Below are 21,012 nucleotides of genomic sequence, written 5' to 3' on the forward strand. Positions count from 1 at the left end.
AAGTTTTCGTACCTGCTATTCCCTGTCACTGAGCCGACAGAACTGCCTCAAACGTGTCCTCCAACACATCAATGAGATAATCCGCATTTTCCCGGCTGAAGATCATGGGCGGACGCAGTTTCAGGATATTGTCGTGCGGTCCCTCGGTACCCATGAGGATACCGCGTTGCTTTGCACCATTGTTGATTTTACGCGCGATGTCGGTAGCCGGCTGCTTGGTCTTCCGGTCGCTTACAAGTTCGATACCAAGGAACAGACCCTGCCCACGCACATCACCAATGACATCATAGCGCGCTTTCATCTTCTCAAATCGCGTCAGGAGATAGTTGCCGATGTCCAGTGCATTGCGCCGCAGATTGTCCCGTTCAATCACGTCGAGCACAGCGAGGCCCACGGCACAGGATACTGGATTGCCGCCAAATGTATTGAAGTATTCCATGCCATTATTGAAGGATGCTGCGATCTCGCGCGTCGTCACCACAGCCGCCATTGGATGACCATTACCGATTGGCTTGCCCATAGTGACGATGTCCGGCACCACATCCTGCGTCTCGAACGCCCACCAATGGCTGCCGACACGGCCGAAACCCACCTGCACCTCATCGGCTGCACAGATGCCGCCAGCGGCACGGACCATTGCGTAGACCTCTTTCAGATAGCCGTCCGGCAGGAACACTTGTCCGGCGACACTGGGAATGGACTCCGCCAGAAACAGTCCCGGTGCTTTGCCGGCCTTGCGCATCAATTCAATCTGCTCGGCAATATTCTTAGCATAACGTTTGGCAATCTCTTCGCGCGGCCAATCCTCAGGCGCACGGTAACTGTCCGGAATGATCGCCTCATACACATGCGACGGTCTGCCTTTGCCGCCCTTGCGCTTGTATTTGTAAGGGCTGAGATCAATCAATTCCTGCGTGGTACCGTGATAGGCCCAGTCAAGCACGATGGCCTCTTCGCGCCCCGTATGGGCGCGCATCATGCGCAGCATCAGACTGTTGGCTTCGCTGCCGGAACAGGCAAATGTTGCAACCGCCAGATCGCCCGGCAGCGTGGCAGTCAACCGTTCGGCATAGGTAATGATGTTGTCGTGCAGATAGCGCGTGTTTGTGTTGAGCAATCCGGCCTGCCGCGCCAGTGCATCCACCACATCCGGATGTGCATGGCCGAGATGGCAAACATTGTTGAAGCAATCGAGATAGGCCCGTCCGCGATCATCAATCAGCCATGCGCCATCGCCCCGCACAAACTTGATCGGCTCGGAATAGGAGATCGAGAGATTCGGCAGAAGCGAGGCTTTGCGTGCTGCAACAATGGCATCCTTGCTGCGACCAGTCTGATGAAACGTCTCAACAGGCAATCCGGCAAAATGCATTGGATCAGGAAAAAGCTCGGCCCAAACCGGGAGATAACGCTCTTCACCAACGCCCAATATGTCCGTCGCTGACAATGTTGTATCCACGGACAATTGCAGATGGAGATGTGGTGCCCAGCCGCCGTTCTCGGCAGGCGCTCCCATCTCACCCACGATGTCACCCGCCTGCAGTTGTTGGCCCGAATGAAGCCGCCGCATAGCTTCATGCGCCATATGTCCCCAAAGCGTTACGAAGGGCGGACATCCTTCAGGCCTATGCTCAAGTTTGATCAGGCAACCATAGCCAAGCGGATCGTCTTCAATGACGACTTCTTTGACCGTCGCTGCAATGGGCGTGAAGAGTTTGGTGCCTGCCGGCAGAAACAGATCAAGTCCCAAATGCCGCGTGCGCCGTTCACCTTTGACAAACCGGGATTCAAACATTGCGCCCGTATAGACAGAGCGCTCTTCGCCCCACGGCCCGATGCCAAGTTCGACATCATTCTTCGCGCAGTGATCGTCCCACCATTGTGTGGCCTTGTCAGGTTCCCGCGACGCGGAATGCACCGTCATCGGGTTCTCTGGATCATGATAGGGAACCAGTCCCTTGCTGAGGGTTGCCGGGTGTTTTGCCAGGATCGAAGCAAAGGACCTGTTGTTGTGCTCGATCCATCGCGCAACAGATTTAGCGCCTGTCACCGTGTCAAACCCGCATGCCTGTCTGAAAATCGCAGTCGCAAAGCCGCGATTGATAGAATCGAGCCTGCGAAGCAGCGCCCAAGCCGGTGCTTCGCTGATTGCAAGATAGGGGTTGTCGCCGGTCTTTTCCTTGCGCTGCGCCGAGAGAGTGACACTTGTTACCAACCGCATGGCGATCAGATCGAACAGCAGATCGAGTTCCTGCTCGTGCAGCGGATACTCACCGTGAAACCCAGCCGCGATGCTCGCCGCTGCACCAATAGGGTCTTCCAAATCCAGAATGGAATAGGCGCAGGCAACAGCAACTTCGGCAATCAGAACGCTGTGCAGCGCATCGCCAAAATCAATCAATCCGGCGACTTGCTTTGGATCATCGGATTTGACCAGTACATTCCAGTCATTGGCGTCATTATGAATGATAGCTGCCCGCAACATCGGTAGTCGCGGGGCGACATGAATATCAAACTGGTCGATGAAACGGGTCAGAAGCGCGCGGTCATCGGCACTGTCGATGTATTTCAAGCGTTGGCGCGAAAGACCGGCGGACCGGATATCCCAGTCGAATGTCCTGAGTGCTCCGGCATGCATAAAACCCTGCATTGCCTTATCGAGCCGACCGAGCATCCGGCCCAGATCCTGTAACACCTCCGGCGTACGGTCCCGCTCAGCCAAGGGATCGCCCTCCTGCCAGGAAACCATGCGGATGAAATGCTGCTCGCCAGTTCCAGATTGAGCCTGCGCCAGAGCCTGCCCTGATCGTGTCCGGCGTAATCTGGGAACAGCCATATCAGGTGCGTTGATCTCGAGATGATCGAGCAAAGCCGTTTGAAAATCGCTTTGATCTTTGGGCTCGCTGGAGTTGACTGCCTTCAATATCCACGTGGACCCATCCGCTGCATCGATCTTGAAATTCTGATCGCGCTCGCTGGCAAGAGAACTGATCCGGCCTTCAATGCCAAAATGCTCCCTGGCAATGGAAAGTGCTTCCGCATTCGAAAATGACGGTGCCGGATGGGATAGATTGATCATGCAACAGCTCCTTTTGTTGGAGCTTGGCATGAGCTCAAAAATCGGGCATCCGTTAATCTGCCGGTTTGGCCGTCGTAAAGACGGCTTTAACCGGCATTTTGCCGGGGAGAGAGCGGGCGATGAAAGAACTGGATGAAAAAGACCGGAACATTTTGAGCATCCTTTCACGGGATGCCAAGATTCCCGCTCAAAACCCTCGCCGGAAAGATCGGTCTATCCCGCAGCGCGACCAGTGAGCGCATTCTTTTTCTCGAACGGTCGGGTGTCATTCGCGGCTATCGCGCCGATATCGGCCAGCTGAATGAAGGACTCATTTGTGCGTTTTTGCTTATCAGTCTCGTACGCACTCCGTCGCTTGGCGTGCTGGATAAGCTCGCCGCCTATCCTGAAGTCAGGCGCGTCTCTTCGGTCAGCGGACAGCTCGATCTCATCGTCGAGGTTGAGGTGCCATCAATCAATCATCTCAATACGATCCGCAACAAGGTAGCGACACTGCCGGAAGTGGACGATGTCACAACATCAATCATCCTGCGCCGCGATATCGACCGGCTTGCCGGCGAAACGGGTATGGAGGCCGGATAAACCGTTACTTCGCTGCCTTGCGCATAAGCAAAGTTTGAAGCCGTCGCCATAGTCTTGCAAAGCCCGGTTCATCGAGATCAGAGATCGGCAGATAATCACCCTTTCTCTTGCTCAGCCAGTTGAGGTCTGTCTTGCCGGCAAGATGCAGATAGGCAACCGCGTCAGCAAACAGCCGCGTACGAAGATGCCGGGCCTCAAGATGAAACCCGCGCGTGCCCTTCAGTCCGGACATGAAAGCCGCCCGTTCGGGCTGATCCACATAGGAGCGCACAAAATAGGAAAACGACCCGTCTGAAAACGTATAGACATCGTACTCGTAATAATAGTCGTAAGACCCATCAGCCTCTGGGTCTGAGGCGTCGATATGGTGCGAGACTTCAACATTCATCGGCATAGGGCTTGAATACTATGAGACGGCGCTTTTCACAACGACCGCTGCACACACGGGATGAGCCAAAATTCGCCGCTTTCCGATTGAAAGCTGACTGAAAGGTTCGCTCGTCTAGAGTGTTCAGGCATCCACAAAAAACACATTCAAATGTGACAAGAATTCAGGATGCGGGAAACCAAATCAAGGACGGAACAATGACCCTTTCACGCTCGCTTTTTCACACAGCTTCTTTTGCTCTTCTCATGGCCTCCAGCGCTTTTGGCGGCATCTCCCCGGCCCACGCGGATGACAAAGTAACAATCATGGTCGGCGGCTATGAAAAGCATATCTATTTGCCCGCAAAACTCGCCGAAGCTCTCGGTTATTTCAAGGATGAGGGCCTTGAGGTTGAACTGCTCAATGAGCCGGCTGGCGTTGACGCTGAAAACCAGTTGCTGGCTGGCGCCGTTCAAGGTGTTGTCGGCTTCTACGATCATTGCATTGACCTTCAGGCCAAGGGAAAGCTCATTGAATCGATCGTTCAGTTCAGTCAGGCGCCGGGCGAAGTAGAGCTGGTTTCCACAAAACATCCCCAGATCAAGTCAGCTGCGGATTTCAAAGGCATGAGCTTGGGTGTTACCGGGCTTGGCTCCTCCACCAATTTCCTCACGCAATACCTGGCGTTTAAAAGTGGCTTGCAGCCTGGTGAATTTACATCGGTGCCTGTTGGTGCCGGAGCAACCTTCATCGCCGCTATGCAACAGGACAAGATCCAGGCAGGTATGACAACCGAACCAACGATCTCGCGTATGCTCAAAACTAAGGAAGCAAGCGTATTGATCGATATGCGAACAGTTGAGAGCACGCGTGCTGCACTCGGCGGTACTTATCCTGCGGCATCCCTCTACATGGAAACATCATGGGTTGAAGCACATAAGGCAACGACGCAGAAACTTGCCAACGCCTTCGTCAAGACTTTGAAGTACATCAACACCCACAGTGCGGATGATATTGCTGACAAAATGCCAAAGGATTTTTACGTTGGCGATAAGGAAGGCTATGTGAAAGCACTCGCCGACGGCAAAGGCATGTTTACTGCTGACGGCGTGATGCCGGAAGACGGACCGCAGACCGTACTGAATGTGCTGTCCAGCTTCTCCAAGAATGTCAAAGGCAAGCAGATTGATCTTTCAAAGACTTACACTTCCGAATTTGTAAAAGCTGCCAAATAATTTTTCCGGTCCTATTGCTTCCAGTCTCGGTGACTGGAAGCAATATCCTTTGGTATCGGGCATTGCGTGCACGCCCGTTATTCAGCACGCGTCAGGTATTTTGCCATGCAACAAAATCCATCTCAGGCTCCAGCCATTGAGCTGATCAATGTCAGCCGCCGCTTCGTCTCGCCAACGGGCAAGTCTCTTACCGCCTTGCGCGATTTCAACATGACTGTTGAACCCGGCGAATTCGTCGCCGTCGTCGGCCCCACCGGTTGCGGCAAGTCCACAACCCTCAACCTTGTCACAGGCCTCGCCAAGCCAAGCGCCGGTGAAGTGCGTCTCATGGGCGGCCCGGTCAACGGTATCGATCCCCGGGTTGGATTTGTCTTCCAGACAGACGCCCTGTTCCCTTGGCGCAATGTCATCGACAATGTCATGGCCGGGCCACTCTTCCGCGGAAAATCTGCAGCAGAAGCCCAGCGGACAGCCAAGGATTGGCTCGCCCGGGTTGGGCTGTCCCGCTTTGAGCAGCATTATCCGCATCAGCTGTCAGGCGGCATGCGCAAGCGTGTTTCGCTCGCCCAGACGTTCATCAACGAACCCGAAATCCTGTTGATGGATGAACCGTTCTCGGCGCTGGACGTCCAGACCCGTACGGTCATGCATGAGGAACTTCTGCGTCTTTGGGCGGAGCGCAAGGCTTCGGTTGTGTTTGTCACCCACGATCTTGAGGAAGCGGTTGCGCTCGCCGACAAGGTCTATGTGCTGACCGCCGGACCGGCAACGGTGAAATCAGTTTATCCCATCGACCTGCCACGGCCGCGTGTCGTTGCCGACATCCGCTACGAGCCCCGCTTCATCGAATATTGCCGCACGATCTGGGAGGATCTGCGCGACGAAGTGGAAACGAGTTATCGCCGCGCCAGCCAGGCAGCCTGAATCGGAGGAGACATTATGACAGATACCCCCCTCGACAGCACCGCGCCCATTTTCCGCGCCGGAACGTCCGATGCCGAAATCGAAGCGGCTGCATTCAAAGTCATTCAGCGCCGCAAACGCGCAGTTTTCTTCTGGCAGATCGTTATTCTGGTTGGCATTCTCGGCATATGGGAACTGGCTTCCAATCAGCTTTGGATAGACCCGTTTTTCTACTCCAGCCCAAGCGGCATCATTGCACGCCTGTATGAATGGATAACCGAGGGAACCGCCGAAGGCTCGCTCTGGTTCAATCTTTGGGTAACGATGGAAGAGGCCCTGATCGGCTTCGTCACCGGCTCGGTCGCCGGTGTGCTGGTTGGCATCGGTCTCGGCCGTAACCAGTTCCTGTCGGATATCTTTTCGGTTTACATCAAGGCGATCAATTCGATCCCGCGTGTCGTTCTGGCGCCGATCTTCATCATGATCATGGGCCTCGGGCTGGCATCCAAAGTCGCTCTGGCCTTCATCATGGTGTTTTTCGTGGTGTTCGCCAACGCCTTTCAGGGCGTACGGGAAGCCGACCGCAACATGATCGCCAATGCCAGAATTCTTGGTGCGTCCAACTGGCAGGTGACGCGGACGGTGATCGTCCCGTCTGCCATGAGCTGGATTTTTGCGAGCCTGCATGTGAGCTTCGGCTTTGCCATCATCGGCGCCATTGTCGGCGAGTTCGTCGGCGCACGTTTCGGCATCGGCCAGCTCATTTCCATCGCCAAGGGCACGTTTGACGCCGCTGGCATGTATGCAGCCATCATTCTTGTGATGATTGTGACCCTTATCGCCGAGGTTATCATGACGCTGATTGAAAACCGGCTGGCCAAATGGCGGCCGCAACAACAGAACGACATGCAATAGACTGACAATCAGGCCGGAGCGATCCGGCCTTTTTCATGCGGCTGGCAGTTTGACCTCAACATTCAAGCCCCCACTGACGGGCGTTGTCAAAGCAACGGTTCCTCCCGCTCGCTCTACGACTTCTTTGACAATCGCCAGCCCCAACCCGCTGCCCTCGGCTTGCGTGCCAATAATGCGATAGAAGCGCTCGAGTACCTGCTCTTTTTCCTGATCCGGAATACCCGGTCCATTGTCCTCGACACGCAGCAATACCCATGCGCCGTGTCTGGAAACACTCACCGTGACTGTTCCACCGGGCAGCGTATAACGGAGTGCATTGTCAACAAGATTGACGATCATTTCGGACAGCATGGGACCATCACCTTCAACACGGCATGGCTCATCCACATCGAGCCCGAGATCAATCTGTCGTTGCAACGCCGTTTCCGTAAAGGTCTCAAGAACCTGCCGCGCAGCAGCAGCCAGATCGATCTTGTCATGCCGTGGCCGGCGGCTGCCGGGTTCGGCACGGGACAAGGTCAGAAGCTGGCTTGCCAGCCGCGTCAATTGCTGGGTGCTTGTACGCAACGCCTGCAATGCCTCGTTTCGGCTGTTACTATCCTGTTCACGCGCTGCAACGCTTGCCTGCGTTGCGACCAGCGTCAAAGGAGTGCGCAATTGATGGGCCGCATTGGCAACAAAGCGCCTTTGTGCCGCCATCTGGCTCTGCACCCGCTCCATGTAATCGTTGAGTGCATGCACTAGGGGACGCAGCTCACTTTGCACATTCTCCGGAGAAAAAGGATCAAGTTTTTCCCGTCCCTGTTCGCGCACGGCATCGCGCAAACGCAGCACCGGAGCGAGCCCGCGCTGCAGACCGACAATGGCAACAAAGCCCGTGACCAGAACGAGCAGAAGTTGTTTTGTAAAATCTGAAAGCCATAATCTCTGCCGCATTGCCTTTTCGTTGTTCAATGTCACGGCAACAGACACCGAAATTTCCGCATCTTTGGCTAGACCCACCACCGGGTGATTAAGCGTCATGACACGCACAGGATCGCCGCGAAAATTGAGATCCTCTGCCGATTGATCTTTCTTGGTCTCCGGCAAATCGGCAACGCCGGAAACAAGGCTGCCCCATGCCGTGATCACACGGTAAAAAACCCGGTCACCATGGCCAGTATCAAACATTTCGAGTGCTGCTGGAGGAATATCAACCTGGATGGTCCCATTGGCATCCACCATCACCGCTTCAGCAATGGTACGGGCGGAGGCGAGCAGCATCTGGTCGTTGATAAGATCGGCTGTCGTATCGGCGGATTGAAAACTCAGCAGCAGGTTGACGCAAATCACCCCGATCAGTGGAAGAATGATCCAGACGAGAAGCTGAACCCGCAGACTTTCTCTCAATCGCTTCCAGAGGCGAGCCAAGTTTGAACGTGGCAGAGTGGTATTGTCATTCGCCATGGCGCAACAAATATCCCAAGCCACGCAAGGTCGCGATTTTCACCGAGCTTCCCTCGAGTTTCTTGCGTACACGATGAACGTATATTTCTATGGCGCTTGGATCGGCCAGATCATTGAAACCAAACACACTTTCGGACAGGGTTGCTTTACTGACCGTCGTTCCCGCTTTCACCATCAAATACTCCAGAACAGCATGTTCGCGCGGGGTTAGCGATAACACGCTTCCCGCCAGCGAAAATTGCCGCGTTCGGCCATCGAACAGCAACTCACCCATCGAAATTTCCGGATTGGCACGATTGTTCCCGCGACGCAGTTGGGCGCGGATGCGGGCCTCCAGTTCGGCAATTTCAAATGGCTTGGCGAGATAATCGTCAGCCCCTTCGTCCAGTCCGGCGACACGTCCGCCAAGACTGGCATTCGCAGTCAGAATAATAACGGGCACGGCGTTTCCGCTTTTGCGCAGCCGCCGAAGCACGGTCATTCCGTCCATTTTCGGCAAGGAAAGATCGAGAATGACGAGCGCATAATCTGCAACCTGAAGCGCGTGCTCGGCATCCTCGCCGTCATGCACCGTATCGACAGCATATTGCGCCTGTCGCAGCGCTTTGCCGAGCCAGGATGCAAGTTCACGATTGTCTTCAACGAGAAGTATCCGCATTGACGCAATTTATACTATGGCACCAGCAATTCACCAATGCCGTAACGTGCCGCAAAATCTCAAACTTTAGGAGGATCGGGCAATGTCTCCGGTCGAACGTTCTACCGGGTTTGGCGGACAAAAGGCACAATGCAGTCTCTTCACCAAGCATTTGGCGAACAGAGAATGAGAAAAAACATGAATATTTATCGCAGTTATATCGCGTGGCGCAATGCGCGTCGCACCATCGAAGAACTCAACCATTTGCCATCGGACCAGCTTGTCGATCTCGGCATAGATCCCCTGACCGGCGTGCTGGGTATTCCAGTCCGCTCTTTCGGCCGGGCCACCTCCAAACAATAGCCCTGATCATTTCATTGATGTCAGAAAAGGCGCCGCAATCCGTGGCGCCTTTTCTGTTTCTTCTGACGGCTATGCCACTTCGTGATTGGCTGTGCGTTCCAATGCCCGCACGAGACCGGAATGATCAAGACCGCTGTCGCCATTGGCTGCACAGCTGTTGAAGAGCTCCTGCGTTGCTGCAGTGTTTGGCAGTGAAACACCGAGCGTCTTGGCACTCTGCAACGCGAGGTTAAGATCCTTTTGATGCAGCGATATCCGGAAGCCCGGCTCGAACGTACGCTTGATCATACGGTCGCCATGCAATTCAAGAATGCGCGATGATGCGAAGCCGCCCATCAATGCTTCCCTCACCCGCGCAGGATCAGCACCCGCTTTCGACGCCAGAACCAGCGCCTCAGCGATGGCCTCGATGGTCAGCGCTACGATGATCTGGTTGGCTACCTTGGTAATTTGCCCATCGCCACAATCGCCAACCAGCGTAATGTTCTTGCCCATCAGCTTGAACAGCGGCAAGGCACGGTCAAAAGCGCTCTGTTCACCGCCAGCCATAATGCTGAGCGTCGCGTTCTTGGCGCCCACTTCGCCGCCCGATACGGGAGCATCGATATATTCGCTGCCGGTTTCGCGGATTTTCCTGGCGAATTCTTTGGTTTCAATCGGCGAAATCGAACTCATGTCGATAACCAGCTTGCCGGGTTTAAGCCCGAAGACCACACCATTTTCGCCGAACAGAACATCTTTGACTTCCGGCGTATCCGGCAGCATCAGGATAATGATGTCCGTTTTCTCAGCCAGAGCTTTCGGGCTTTCGACAATCTTCAAACCGTTGTCGACCAGACCCTGATGCGGCGGGATAAAGAACTTCGATGTGTAGAGATCATGCCCGGCATCCTGCAGATGACGCGCCATTGGCGTTCCCATGATGCCCAATCCTATAAAACCGATATCGGCCATATTTTCAGCTCCTCATTCTCAAAATATCTGCAGAATTCTGTGCTGCTGAAATTTCCTTCAACCAGCCCAGTCCCCGTTGTGTTTCTGTTTTGGGTTTATATTCGCAGCCAATCCAGCCATCATAAGCGGCAAGGTCGAGGGCTTCGAAAATGAAGCCGTAGTTGATCTCGCCAGTGCCGGGCTCATGCCTGCCCGGATTATCGGCGAGCTGGATATGCGCGATGCGATCCTTGTGGCGTTCATAGGTGGCCACAAGCTCACCGCGCGTGCGCTGCTGGTGGTAAAGATCATACTGGATGAAAAGATTGTCGCTGCCGACTTCATCGATAATTGAAGCCGCCTGTTCAACGGTGTTCAGATAGAAACCGGGAATATCGTAGGTGTTGATCGGCTCGATCAGCAAACGGATATCATGTTTGGCCAGTTCACCGGCAGCCAGGCGAAGATTATGCACCAGCGTTGTGCGCAGGACAGAATCCGGCAAGCCGTGCGGTGCTATACCGGCAAGGCAGTTGATCTGTTTGCAGCCAAGCTCTGTGGCATAATCGATAGCGGTCCCGACACCGCGGCGAAATTCGTCGATCCGGTCCGGCATCACGGCAATGCCGCGCTCCCCTCCCGCCCAGTTTCCCGCCGGGAGGTTGTGCAGCACCTGAACCAGCCCGTTGTCGGTCAGCTGCTGCTTGAGGTCAGTGGCGCCGTACTCGTAAGGGAACAGATATTCGACGGCTTCGAAGCCTGCTTTGCTTGCAAGGGCAAAGCGCTCCAGAAACGGAACTTCATTGAAAAGCATTGTCAGATTGGCAGCAAATTTGGGCATGGTTCGCCCTCCTCATAAATTGCGTTAGTTGAAAGCGGCGACAGCAGTGGGGGCGTCCTCCGCTTTTTCAGCGAGGTCTTCGAATTCCACGACCGCATTGATGTCCGCGCCCATCGCGATGTTCGTGACCCTTTCGAGAATGAACTCGACGACGACCGGCACCTGATGTTCTTTCATCAGGGCCTGCGCCTGTGCGAATGCATCGGCGAATTGGTTGGGGCTGCGAACACGGATGGCCTTGCAGCCCAGTCCTTCGGCAACAGCGACGTGGTCCACTCCATAACCAGCTTCCGCATCACCATTGGCATTGATGTTGTCGAAGGCCAGGCTGACCTCGAAATCCATGTTGAGGCCACGCTGCGCCTGACGGATCAGTCCGAGATAGGAATTGTTGACCACCACGTGCAGATAGGGAAGCTTGTGCTGCGCGCCGACTGCCAGTTCCTCGATCATGAACTGAAAATCATAATCGCCGGAAAGGGCAACAATCGGCCGGTCAGGATCGGCTGCCCGAACACCGAGTGCTGCTGGAAGCGTCCAGCCAAGCGGGCCCGCCTGACCGCAATTGATCCAGTTGCGCGGCTTGTAAACGTGCAGGAACTGCGCGCCTGCGATCTGGCTGAGACCGATTGTCGTGACGTAGCAGGTTTCGCGGCCAAAGGCCTTGTTCATTTCCTCATAGACCCGTTGCGGCTTCAGCGGCGTCTGATCGAAATGGGTCTTGCGCAGCATGGTCCGCTTGCGCTCACGGCATTCCTCCGCCCAGCTTGACCAGTCACGCAACTTGCCGGCGGTTTTCCATTCGGTCGCAACATCGAGAAACAGCTTCAGTGCTTTTCCTGCGTCGGAAACAATACCGAAATCTGGAGCGAAGACCCGCCCGATCTGCGTTGGCTCAATATCCACATGGACGAATTTGCGCCCCTCCGTATAGGTCGCAACATTGCCCGTATGCCGATTGGCCCAGCGATTGCCGACACCAAGCACAAAGTCCGATGCAAGCATGGTCGCATTGCCATAGCGATGCGATGTTTGCAGGCCGCACATACCTGCCATCAGCGGATGATCGTCCGGAATCGTCCCCCACCCCATCAATGTCGGGATGACGGGAACACCGGTAATTTCGGCGAATTCAACCAGAAGATCAGATGCATCCGCATTGATGATGCCGCCACCCGCGACGATCAACGGCCGCTCTGCCGCATTCAGCATCGTCAACGCCTTCTCAACCTGTGCCCGGGTGGCTGCGGGTTTGTACGCTTCCAGAGGTTCGTAGGTATCGGCGTCAAATTCGATCTCCGCCAGCTGAACATCAACCGGCAGGTCGATGAGAACGGGTCCGGGACGGCCTGACCGCATAATATGGAAAGCCTTCTGAAACACGTAGGGCACCAGGCCTGGCTCCATCACTGTCACGGCCCATTTGGTGACTGGTTTGGCGATGGACGCGATATCGACCGCCTGAAAGTCTTCCTTGTCGAGCCGGGCGCGGGGCGCCTGTCCGGTAATGCAGAGGATCGGAATGGAATCGGCCGACGCCGAATAGAGCCCGGTGATCATATCTGTTCCGGCCGGACCGGATGTGCCAATACATACGCCGATATTGCCCTGACTGGCGCGGGTATAACCTTCGGCCATGTGCGAGGCACCCTCGACATGGCGTGCCAGAATGTGACGAACCGAACCGCGGGCTTTCAACGCGGAGTAAAAAGGATTGATGGCCGCGCCGGGAACACCAAAGGCGCAATTGATCCTCTCCTTCTCCAGGATAAGGACTGCAGCATCAACAGCACGCATTTTGGTCATGATCATTCCTCCATATTTATTGGAAGCATAATCCAAAATTCTCTTCCATCAATACACTTATGGAAATTAATCTCACTATATGGAAATAAACATTTTCAATAAAACTGGTAAAATGAAATCGGCACGGCTATGCCAAGGGAGGGATACGCAGACCGGGAACACACACGCATGGCCGAACAAACCTCTCCAGTAAAAAACAAGCGGGGCCGCAAGGCCGGTGCCAACGCCATGCCGTCTTCTGTTCAGGTTCTGGATCGCAGTCTCAATCTTCTCAGCATCATTGCCGACAATGACGGCTCGTCCCTCAGCGACCTTGCTGAAAGGACAGGTATGGCGCCATCCACTGTTCACCGGCTGCTGACATCATTGGCAAACCACGGAATGCTCGCGCACGATCAGGAAACCGGCAACTGGACGATTGGTGTGCGCAGCTTTGAAATCGGCAATGCTTTTCTGCGTTATCGCAAACTGGGAGCAATCAGCCGCCCATTCCTCAAGCAATTGATGGATGAATGCGGAGAAACTGCCAATATTGCCATCGAAGACGATGGTGATGTGGTCTTTATCTCCCAGATTGAAAGCCACGCTCCGATGCGCGCCTTTTTTCGTCCGGGCCGTCGCGGACCAATCCATGCCTCGGGCATTGGCAAGGCGATCCTTGCGACGTGGTCGGATACGGATATCGGGCAGGTGCTCAGCGGCAAGTCCCTTGACCATTTCACCAGCCACACACTCGACACGCTGCCCGCCCTGTTGAAAGATGTTCAGGAAATTCGGGCGCGGGGCTGGTCCATCGATGATGAGGAACACACACTCGGCATGCGCTGCATAGCGGCTCCCCTGTTCAATGAATATGGTGAGGCCATTGCCGGGATTTCGATCTCTGGCCCCGCGGTTCGTTTACCCAGGGACAAATTGAGCGTGTTCGGTCCCATTGTTCAACGCACGGCCGATGCCTTGACCAAGGCAATGGGCGGCAAGCGGCCAGCTGAATTGTAAGCCGGGAAAGAGGGTATTCTTGATACCCTCTTTCTGTGTCAGGCTGTCTGTAATTCCAGTGCAGTTTCAACACGGGCATTCGTTGCAGCGGGTTTGTTGAGATTGCTTTTCATTGGTTTGCCGGCCACATAAACTTCGGCCACGGAACGGTCATCCCCCATCGTCTGCAGGATGAACAGCTCTTCAGCCAGCGTCTTTGCCGTCTGCATGCGCAGATCCATTGCCGGTTTGGCGCGGCTGTCGAGCACTGTGATATCAGCATCGGCACCTGCATGCAGCGAGCCGATGCGATCCTCAAGCCCGAGCGCCCGCGCATTGCCAAGTGTCATCATGTAGTAGGAATTGAACGGGGACAGACGCTGGCCCTGAAGATGCAGCACCTTGTACGCTTCCGCCATTGTTTCCAACATGGAAAAACTGGTGCCGCCGCCAACATCGGTCGCTACCGAATAGCGGGCTCCGAGCTTCCTGAAACGGTCGCGATCAAACAGACCACTTCCAAGAAACAGATTGGATGTCGGGCAGAACACGGCCACGGATTTACTCTCCGCCAAAGCCGAGATTTCCCGGTCGGACAGGAAAATACAATGGCCGAGCAGCATCTTCGAACCCAGCAAATCATAGCTGGCGTAGATATCGGTGTAATCCTTGGCTGAAGGATACAGCGATGTCGCGTAGGTGACCTCGTCCCTGTTTTCCGACAGATGCGTTTGCACGTAACATTCCGGATGCTCGCGAACGAGCTCGCGGCTCATCTCCATCTGCCCGGGTGTCGATGTGATGGCAAAGCGCGGGCTGATCGCATAATGGGCGCGTCCACGCCCATGCCACTTGGCAATCAAAGCCTTGGTATCGTCATAGCCTGATTGCGCCGTGTCACGCAGCGCGTCAGGCGCATTGCAGTCCATCATCACCTTGCCGCCGATCATCAGCATGTTGCGCTTTTCGGCAGCAGCAAAGTAAGCGTCAACACTTTCGCGGTGAACGGAGCAATAGGCGGCAGCGGTCGTCGTGCCGTTGCGCAACAATTCGTCCATGAACCGCCCGGCAATGAAATCGGCATGGGCCGTGGAAGCGAATTTCTGTTCTTCAACAAAAATATAGGTATTCAGCCATTCAAGCAGCTGTGCACCATAGGAGGCAATGGCTTGCGTCTGCGGAAAATGCAGATGGGTATCGATAAGCCCGGGAAGGATAAGATTGGGGCGATGGTCAACGATCTGCGTTTGCACATCCGCAGCAGATGCAAGGGCTGCATAGTCACCCACAGCGGCAATTCTGTCATGCTCAACCAAAACCGCACCATCCTCGAAATAGCGATAAGATGATGCATCGTCAGCACTCTGGGGCTCATCAACAAACGTCAGCACCCGGCCGCGCAACAACAATTTGCTCATTGGATTTTTCCTCCGTTGACTGTGGTTTCGTACCAGCTTGCAAGCAGCCGCCGTTCCTCATCGGAAATGCCGGTGACATTGGCGGGCGGCATCGCATGGGAACGACCGGCCTGCAGATAAATCTCGCGGGCATGGGCTGCAATCTGGCTGTCGGTTTCCAGCATGACGCCCTTTGGCGGGGCAATAATGCCCTCCCATCCCGGTTCCTTGGAATGGCACATGGAGCAGCGGCCAAGCACCGTATCGCGCACTTTGGGAAAGCTCGTCGCGCTGACAAATGGCTGCTGAACGGCGGATATCTTTTCCTCGCCGCCAACGCCGGACAGAATTTTCGGAACCGTCGACAGCCACATGATGATGATGAACAGGATCGCCGTTACCAGCCACGTCCATGTCGGATCACCCTTGCGGGCATGGCGAGTGTTGAACCAGTGGCGGATCGTAACGCCCATCAGGAATACCAGCGAAGCGATGATCCAGTTATATTGCGTGCCAAACGCCAGCGGATAGTGGTTCGACAGCATCAGGAACAGGACAGGCAAAGTCAGATAGTTGTTATGGGTGGAGCGCTGCTTTGCCTGTTTGCCAAGGGCGGGATTGGGCGTTTTGCCAGAGATGAGATCAGCCACGACCTTCTTCTGGTTGGGGATGATGATCATGAACACATTCGCCGACATGATCGTCGCGGTGAACGCACCCAAATGCAGGAAGGCGGCGCGTCCGGTGAAAAGCTGCGTATAACCCCAAGCCATTCCCACCAGAATGAAATAGAGAAGCACCATCAGCCGCGTGTCGTTCCGGCCGAGCGGCGACTTGCAAATCGTGTCATAAACAAGCCATCCGCCAAAAATGGAGGCGAGCGATATTCCGATGGCGACTGGTCGCGAGACATCGAGCACATGCGGATCGATCAAATAGAGATCAGCACCCGCATAATAGACAATGCAGAGCATGGCAAAACCCGACAGCCACGTCGCATAGGATTCCCATTTGAACCAAGTGAGGTGTTCGGGCATCTGCTCGGGCGCCACCAGATATTTCTGAATGTGGTAGAAACCACCGCCATGCACCTGCCACTCCTCACCATGAGCTCCGGCGGGAAGTCCCGGACGCTGGCGCAGACCGAGATCCAGTGCAACGAAATAGAAGGATGAGCCAATCCAGGCAATGCCTGTGATCACATGCAACCAGCGAACGGCAAAGTTCAGCCAATCCCAGGCTATGGCAAATTCATACATGCGGCTCTCCCTCTTCTTGCCGCTCAGTATGTGCCAAAGCCCGCGCATCGGGGAAACGCCCTAATTCACCCATCTCTTTCAAAAAAAACTATAAAATGCTAGATCAATGGACAGTGTAAGACTGGGGCGGAAACCATGTCATATTTCGATAATCTTCGAGTTTTCGTTCGCGTCGTCGAACTGGGAAACCTTTCCGCTGCCGGGCGCGATCAGCGCGCCTCTCCGGCTGTTGCGAGCAATCGTATCAAGGAGTTGGAACGCTATCTCGGCGTTCGCCTCTTCAATCGCACCACACGGAAATTGACCCCCACCGAACACGGACGCGTATTCTACGAAGGCGCGGTCAAAATCATCGAGGCTATCAACGAAGCCGAAGCCGCCATCGCCGATCTTTCAAAAAAACCAAAGGGTGCAATCCGTATCACCGCACCACTGGGCATTGGCAGGCGGCTGATTGCTTCGGGCGTTCCGGAGTTTCACGACAAATACCCTGACATTGAGGTCCGGCTGCGATTGTCCGACCACAATATCGATATTATGAGCGAGGGCGTCGATATCGCCTTCAAGCTCGGCATTCTTGAAGATTCCAATCTGCGCATGCGCGGTATCATGAATTGCGAGCGCGTCATCTGCGCAGCGCCGGATTATCTGGAAAAACGCGGCACACCAACGACGCCCGATGAACTGATATCTGCGCACCACGATTGCCTGCTTCTGCGCTATCCCGGCTCCAAGGAATATTACTGGACGCTGCAAACCCCGGAAGGACCACGCAAGCTTGAAGTGAGCGGCCCTTATGACTCTGACGATGGCGACGTTCTGACCAAATGGGCGCTCGATGGTCGCGGCATCATCAACAAGCCGTTGTTCGAGGTCAAAAGCCACCTGAAGGATGGAACGCTACGCACCATTCTGGAGAATACGCCACCCGTCAGCATCCAGCTTGCGGCCATCTATCCGCACAAGCGGTTTCAGGATCCCAAGGTGCGTCTGATGATTGATTTCATGACCGAACGCTGCCAGCGGCTGGTCAGTGCGATGCTTGAATAATCAGAGCGGGAACGTCAGGCGGGAATGCGTACCCGCTGTTTTACCGGCAAATCCTGCAGATGATAATTCAGCGCTGAGGTCATGATTTCAGCGGCAGCGAGCGTCGCTATAACCGACGGACGTTTATCCTTGACCGCCGTGCCGCCAACCGGACAAACCAGCCTGTCGAAAATCTCAGGGCGGCCGACTTCCCGTTCCAGCCAGCTGCGGAACGTTGCCTTCTTTGTTTTCGATCCAATCATTCCGACATAGGCCGCATCAACTCTGGCCAGCGCTTCGGCGGTTATCAGAAAATCAAGGGCGTGATCATGGGTCAGAACAACAAAAGCGCTTCCGTCAGGCGCATCCCGAACGACAGTCTCCGGCATTGCCGTCAAACATGTCTCGATGCCGGGAACCTGCGTGGCCGAAAGCTCATCTTCGCGCGTATCCACCAGAATGACTCTGAGTGGTGCAAGCGACAGCGCCATGGCCAAAGCGTCGCCGACATGACCCGCACCAAAGATATAGACGTGCGGACGCCGGGCGATTTCAAGGTCGACCTTCTCGATCAGCGCTGCCGCCAGATCCCGGCCGACCCGTTCAAAGCCGAGAGCAACACGCCCGCCGCAACACTGACCGATCTCAGGTCCAAGCGGCACCGACATATCGCTATCGCCAGTGCCATGATGCAATAGTTTGCGGGCATGATCGATGGCCATGAACTCCAGCTGCCCGCCGCCGATCGTGCCGAAGATGCTCTCCCGCGCCACCAGCATCCAAGCTCCGGCATCGCGGGGCGTGGACCCGTTGGCCGCTTTCACCTCGACCAGAACAGCCTGTTTGCGGCGGTTGAGAAAGTCCCTGATATCGTCACGGTTCGACGGCATCGGATGCTCACCTTCCCCTATCCGCTGATCGCAGCCGCTCGACCGCCATCAGAACCCGTTCCGGCGTTGCGGGAGCATCAAGACGGGGAGACATGCGATAATCGGCAACACTGGCAACAGCCATGGAAAGCGCTTCCAGGACGGAGATTGCCAGCATGAAAGGCGGCTCACCAACGGCCTTTGACCGGCGGATCGTTTCTTCCCGATTGACCGACCAGCTTGCCAATTGCACATTGAACTGGCGCGGGCGGTCCGACGCGAGCGGTATCTTGTAGGTGGATGGCGCGTGCGTGCGCAGACGGCCCTTGGCATCCCACCATAATTCTTCCGTGGTCAGCCAGCCCATTCCCTGCACGAACGCACCTTCCACTTGCCCCAGATCAAGCGCCGGGTTCAGTGACCGGCCAACATCATGCAAGATGTCGGTGCGGTCGACCTGATATTCGCCGGTGAGTGTATCGATACTGACTTCGGATACGGAGGCACCATAGGCAAAGTAAAAGAACGGACGCCCTTTGCCTTCGGCCCGGTTCCAATGGATTTTAGGTGTCTTGTAAAAGCCTGCGGCCGAGAGCTGCACGCGTGCGCCGTAAGCAAGTTTGATGAATTCCGGAAAAGGAATGAGCCGGTCGCCAACCCGAATAGTGTTCGGTTCAAAGAACACCTGTTCCTTCACCACGCCATAGTGTTCGACGGCAAACTGGACAAGCCGGTCCTTGATCTGCTGCGCGGCATTCGCTGCTGCCATACCGTTGAGATCCGAGCCGGACGATGCTGCGGTCGCCGATGTATTCGGGACTTTGGCCGTCGTGGTCGCCGTCACCTTGACCCGATCAAGATCAACCTGAAATTCATCGGCAATGACTTGCGCGACTTTGGTATAAAGCCCCTGCCCCATCTCGGTGCCGCCATGGTTGAGATGGATCGAACCGTCCGTATAGACGTGCACCAGCGCACCGGCCTGATTGTATTCGGTCTTGGTGAACGAGATACCGAATTTCACCGGCGTCAGCGCTATGCCGCGCTTAATGATCCGGCTGCCGCGATTGAAATCGATAATCGCCTTGCGCCGCGCCGCGTAGCCGGATGATGCCTCCAGCTCTGCAACGATTTGCGGAATGATATTGTCTTCCACCGTCTGATGATACGGCGTGATGTTGCGGTCTTCATTCCCATAGAAATTTGCCTTGCGAATATCCAGTGGGTCCTTGCCAAGTGCGTAAGCGATCTCCTCAATCATCCGTTCGCCGCCAACCATGCCCTGCGGGCCGCCAAAGCCACGAAACGCTGTGTTGGAAACCGTGTTGGTTTTCAGCGGCCGCGAGCGCAAGCGAACATTCGGATAGAAGTAGCAATTGTCCGCATGGAACAAGGCCCGGTCGGTCACCGGCCCGGAAAGATCGGCCGAAAAACCGCAGCGCGCCGAAAAGGTTGCGTCGACAGCCTCAATACGCCCCGCATCGTCAAAGCCAAGATCATAGGCCACATGGAAGTCATGGCGTTTGCCCGTTGCCACCATATCGTCGTCGCGGTCCGGTCTGATCTTGACTGCGCGGTGATATTTTTTGGCAGCAACCGCCGCAACAGCAGCAAAAAGATTGGCCTGCGTTTCCTTGCCGCCGAAACCGCCACCCATGCGCCGGACATTCACGGTCACCGCATTGGACGGAACACCCAGGACATGCCCCACCATATGCTGGGTTTCGCTTGGGTGCTGGGTCGAGGAGAAAACCGTCACTTCGTCATCTTCGCCGGGAACGGCAAAAGCGATATGGCCTTCCAGATAAAAATGATCCTGACCGCCAATGCGCATCTCGCCCTGAATGCGGTTCTTCGCATTGGAAAGACCCGAGGCGATATCCCCGCGCTCCAGTTTCAGCGGGTCAATGACCAAGGGATAATTGGCCTTCTCCGCTTCCAGAACATCAATGGCGTGGTCGAGATCGCGATACTCGATCTTGACCTTGGCAGCCGCTGCCCGCGCGTGCTGGCGTGTCTCTGCAATCACCGCAAAAATCGGCTGGCCATGAAATTCCACCTTGCCAACGGCGAAGACCGGATCGTCGTGCTTGCCAGCCGGACTAACGTCATTATGACCGGGAATGTCATCGGCTGTCAGGATGCCGATGACACCGGGACAGGCGGCAACCCCGGAAAAATCCATCGACAATATGTCCGCATGCGCACGCTGTGACAGGCCGAGATAGGCATGGAGCGTGTCGGAGGGTTCCGGCATATCATCGATATATTCGGCGGTGCCTGAAACATGTTTGTGGCCGGATTCATGCGGCTGCTGTTCGTGCACACCACCGCGAATACGCGCCATCGGTTGAATTGAGTTCATCGCCTGCT

At 55.4% G+C, this 21,012-nt stretch carries 17 protein-coding genes and 1 pseudogene; 7 read left to right on the plus strand and 11 right to left on the minus strand.

Annotated elements, in window-relative coordinates; translation table 11 throughout:
• Positions 1-25 precede the first annotated feature (25 nt).
• Positions 26-3,079 carry an aminotransferase class III-fold pyridoxal phosphate-dependent enzyme gene (locus tag HB779_RS00395; RefSeq protein ID WP_188342392.1) on the minus strand — a complete coding sequence of 1,018 codons (3,054 nt, stop codon included), beginning with the start codon at positions 3,077-3,079 and terminating at the stop codon, positions 26-28.
• Between the two features lie 119 nt (positions 3,080-3,198).
• Between HB779_RS00395 and HB779_RS00400 the strand changes: the two are divergent.
• Positions 3,199-3,661 (plus strand): annotated as a pseudogene (locus HB779_RS00400) (Lrp/AsnC family transcriptional regulator).
• A gap of 4 nt (positions 3,662-3,665) precedes the next feature.
• Here HB779_RS00400 and HB779_RS00405 read toward each other — a convergent pair.
• On the minus strand, positions 3,666-4,055 hold the full coding sequence (locus tag HB779_RS00405) for a hypothetical protein (protein ID WP_188342393.1): 390 nt from the start codon (positions 4,053-4,055) through the stop codon (positions 3,666-3,668).
• 191 nt (positions 4,056-4,246) lie between these two features.
• Between HB779_RS00405 and HB779_RS00410 the strand changes: the two genes are divergently transcribed.
• From HB779_RS00410 to HB779_RS00420, 3 genes are all read left to right on the plus strand, one after another.
• Positions 4,247-5,263: an ABC transporter substrate-binding protein gene (locus tag HB779_RS00410; RefSeq protein ID WP_188342394.1), complete on the plus strand. Its 1,017-nt coding sequence runs from the start codon at positions 4,247-4,249 to the stop codon at positions 5,261-5,263.
• Positions 5,264-5,368: 105 nt separating this feature from the next.
• Complete coding sequence (locus HB779_RS00415) at positions 5,369-6,187, plus strand: ABC transporter ATP-binding protein (protein WP_188342395.1); 819 nt, start codon at positions 5,369-5,371, stop codon at positions 6,185-6,187.
• Between the two features lie 15 nt (positions 6,188-6,202).
• Positions 6,203-7,081: an ABC transporter permease gene (locus HB779_RS00420; RefSeq protein ID WP_188342396.1), complete on the plus strand. Its 879-nt coding sequence runs from the start codon at positions 6,203-6,205 to the stop codon at positions 7,079-7,081.
• Positions 7,082-7,114: 33 nt separating this feature from the next.
• Here HB779_RS00420 and HB779_RS00425 read toward each other — a convergent pair whose 3' ends face one another.
• Together HB779_RS00425 and HB779_RS00430 are read right to left on the minus strand one after the other, a co-directional pair.
• The gene (locus HB779_RS00425) at positions 7,115-8,527 is read right to left on the minus strand and encodes a sensor histidine kinase (protein WP_188342397.1); all 1,413 of its coding nucleotides are present in this window, start codon (positions 8,525-8,527) and stop codon (positions 7,115-7,117) included.
• Positions 8,517-9,185, minus strand: a complete 669-nt coding sequence (locus HB779_RS00430) for a response regulator (RefSeq protein WP_188342398.1) — start codon at positions 9,183-9,185, stop codon at positions 8,517-8,519. Before HB779_RS00430 ends, HB779_RS00425 begins: the two co-directional genes overlap by 11 nt.
• A gap of 177 nt (positions 9,186-9,362) precedes the next feature.
• On the opposite strand from HB779_RS00430, the gene HB779_RS00435 reads away from it, so the two are divergent.
• Entirely contained in the window at positions 9,363-9,527 is a 165-nt protein-coding gene (locus HB779_RS00435; protein ID WP_188342399.1) for a DUF1127 domain-containing protein, read from the plus strand.
• A 69-nt stretch (positions 9,528-9,596) separates the two neighbouring features.
• On the opposite strand, the gene HB779_RS00440 is transcribed toward HB779_RS00435, so the two are convergent.
• Genes HB779_RS00440 through gcl form a run of 3 tightly spaced genes read right to left on the minus strand, consistent with a single transcriptional unit; the run spans position 9,597 to position 13,107 of the window.
• Positions 9,597-10,481 (minus strand): 2-hydroxy-3-oxopropionate reductase, encoded by an 885-nt coding sequence (locus HB779_RS00440; RefSeq protein ID WP_188342400.1) that lies wholly within the window; start codon positions 10,479-10,481, stop codon positions 9,597-9,599.
• A gap of 4 nt (positions 10,482-10,485) precedes the next feature.
• On the minus strand, positions 10,486-11,301 hold the full coding sequence (hyi, locus tag HB779_RS00445; RefSeq protein ID WP_188342401.1) for a hydroxypyruvate isomerase: 816 nt from the start codon (positions 11,299-11,301) through the stop codon (positions 10,486-10,488).
• Between the two features lie 24 nt (positions 11,302-11,325).
• Complete coding sequence (gcl, locus tag HB779_RS00450; RefSeq protein ID WP_188342402.1) at positions 11,326-13,107, minus strand: glyoxylate carboligase; 1,782 nt, start codon at positions 13,105-13,107, stop codon at positions 11,326-11,328.
• A 168-nt stretch (positions 13,108-13,275) separates the two neighbouring features.
• Between gcl and HB779_RS00455 the strand changes: the two genes are divergently transcribed.
• Positions 13,276-14,106 (plus strand): IclR family transcriptional regulator, encoded by an 831-nt coding sequence (locus tag HB779_RS00455; protein WP_188342403.1) that lies wholly within the window; start codon positions 13,276-13,278, stop codon positions 14,104-14,106.
• A gap of 38 nt (positions 14,107-14,144) precedes the next feature.
• Here the strand turns inward: HB779_RS00455 and guaD are convergent, their stop codons facing one another.
• Positions 14,145-15,503 carry a guanine deaminase gene (guaD, locus tag HB779_RS00460; protein WP_188342404.1) on the minus strand — a complete coding sequence of 453 codons (1,359 nt, stop codon included), beginning with the start codon at positions 15,501-15,503 and terminating at the stop codon, positions 14,145-14,147.
• A complete protein-coding gene (locus HB779_RS00465) occupies positions 15,500-16,741 on the minus strand; it encodes a urate hydroxylase PuuD (protein ID WP_188342405.1) in 1,242 nt (413 codons plus the stop codon). The genes guaD and HB779_RS00465 overlap by 4 nt, the downstream gene beginning before the upstream one ends.
• 135 nt (positions 16,742-16,876) lie before the next feature.
• Between HB779_RS00465 and HB779_RS00470 the strand changes: the two genes are divergently transcribed.
• The gene (locus tag HB779_RS00470; RefSeq protein ID WP_188342406.1) at positions 16,877-17,791 is read left to right on the plus strand and encodes a LysR family transcriptional regulator; all 915 of its coding nucleotides are present in this window, start codon (positions 16,877-16,879) and stop codon (positions 17,789-17,791) included.
• A 14-nt stretch (positions 17,792-17,805) separates the two neighbouring features.
• Here the strand turns inward: HB779_RS00470 and xdhC are convergent, their stop codons facing one another.
• A complete protein-coding gene (gene xdhC, locus HB779_RS00475; protein WP_188342407.1) occupies positions 17,806-18,660 on the minus strand; it encodes a xanthine dehydrogenase accessory protein XdhC in 855 nt (284 codons plus the stop codon).
• 7 nt (positions 18,661-18,667) lie between these two features.
• Positions 18,668-21,004 (minus strand): xanthine dehydrogenase molybdopterin binding subunit, encoded by a 2,337-nt coding sequence (gene xdhB, locus HB779_RS00480; RefSeq protein WP_188342408.1) that lies wholly within the window; start codon positions 21,002-21,004, stop codon positions 18,668-18,670.
• Between the last annotated feature and the right edge of the window lie 8 nt (positions 21,005-21,012).

Source organism: Phyllobacterium sp. 628 (genome assembly GCF_014189505.1).
Lineage (GTDB): Bacteria > Pseudomonadota > Alphaproteobacteria > Rhizobiales > Rhizobiaceae > Phyllobacterium.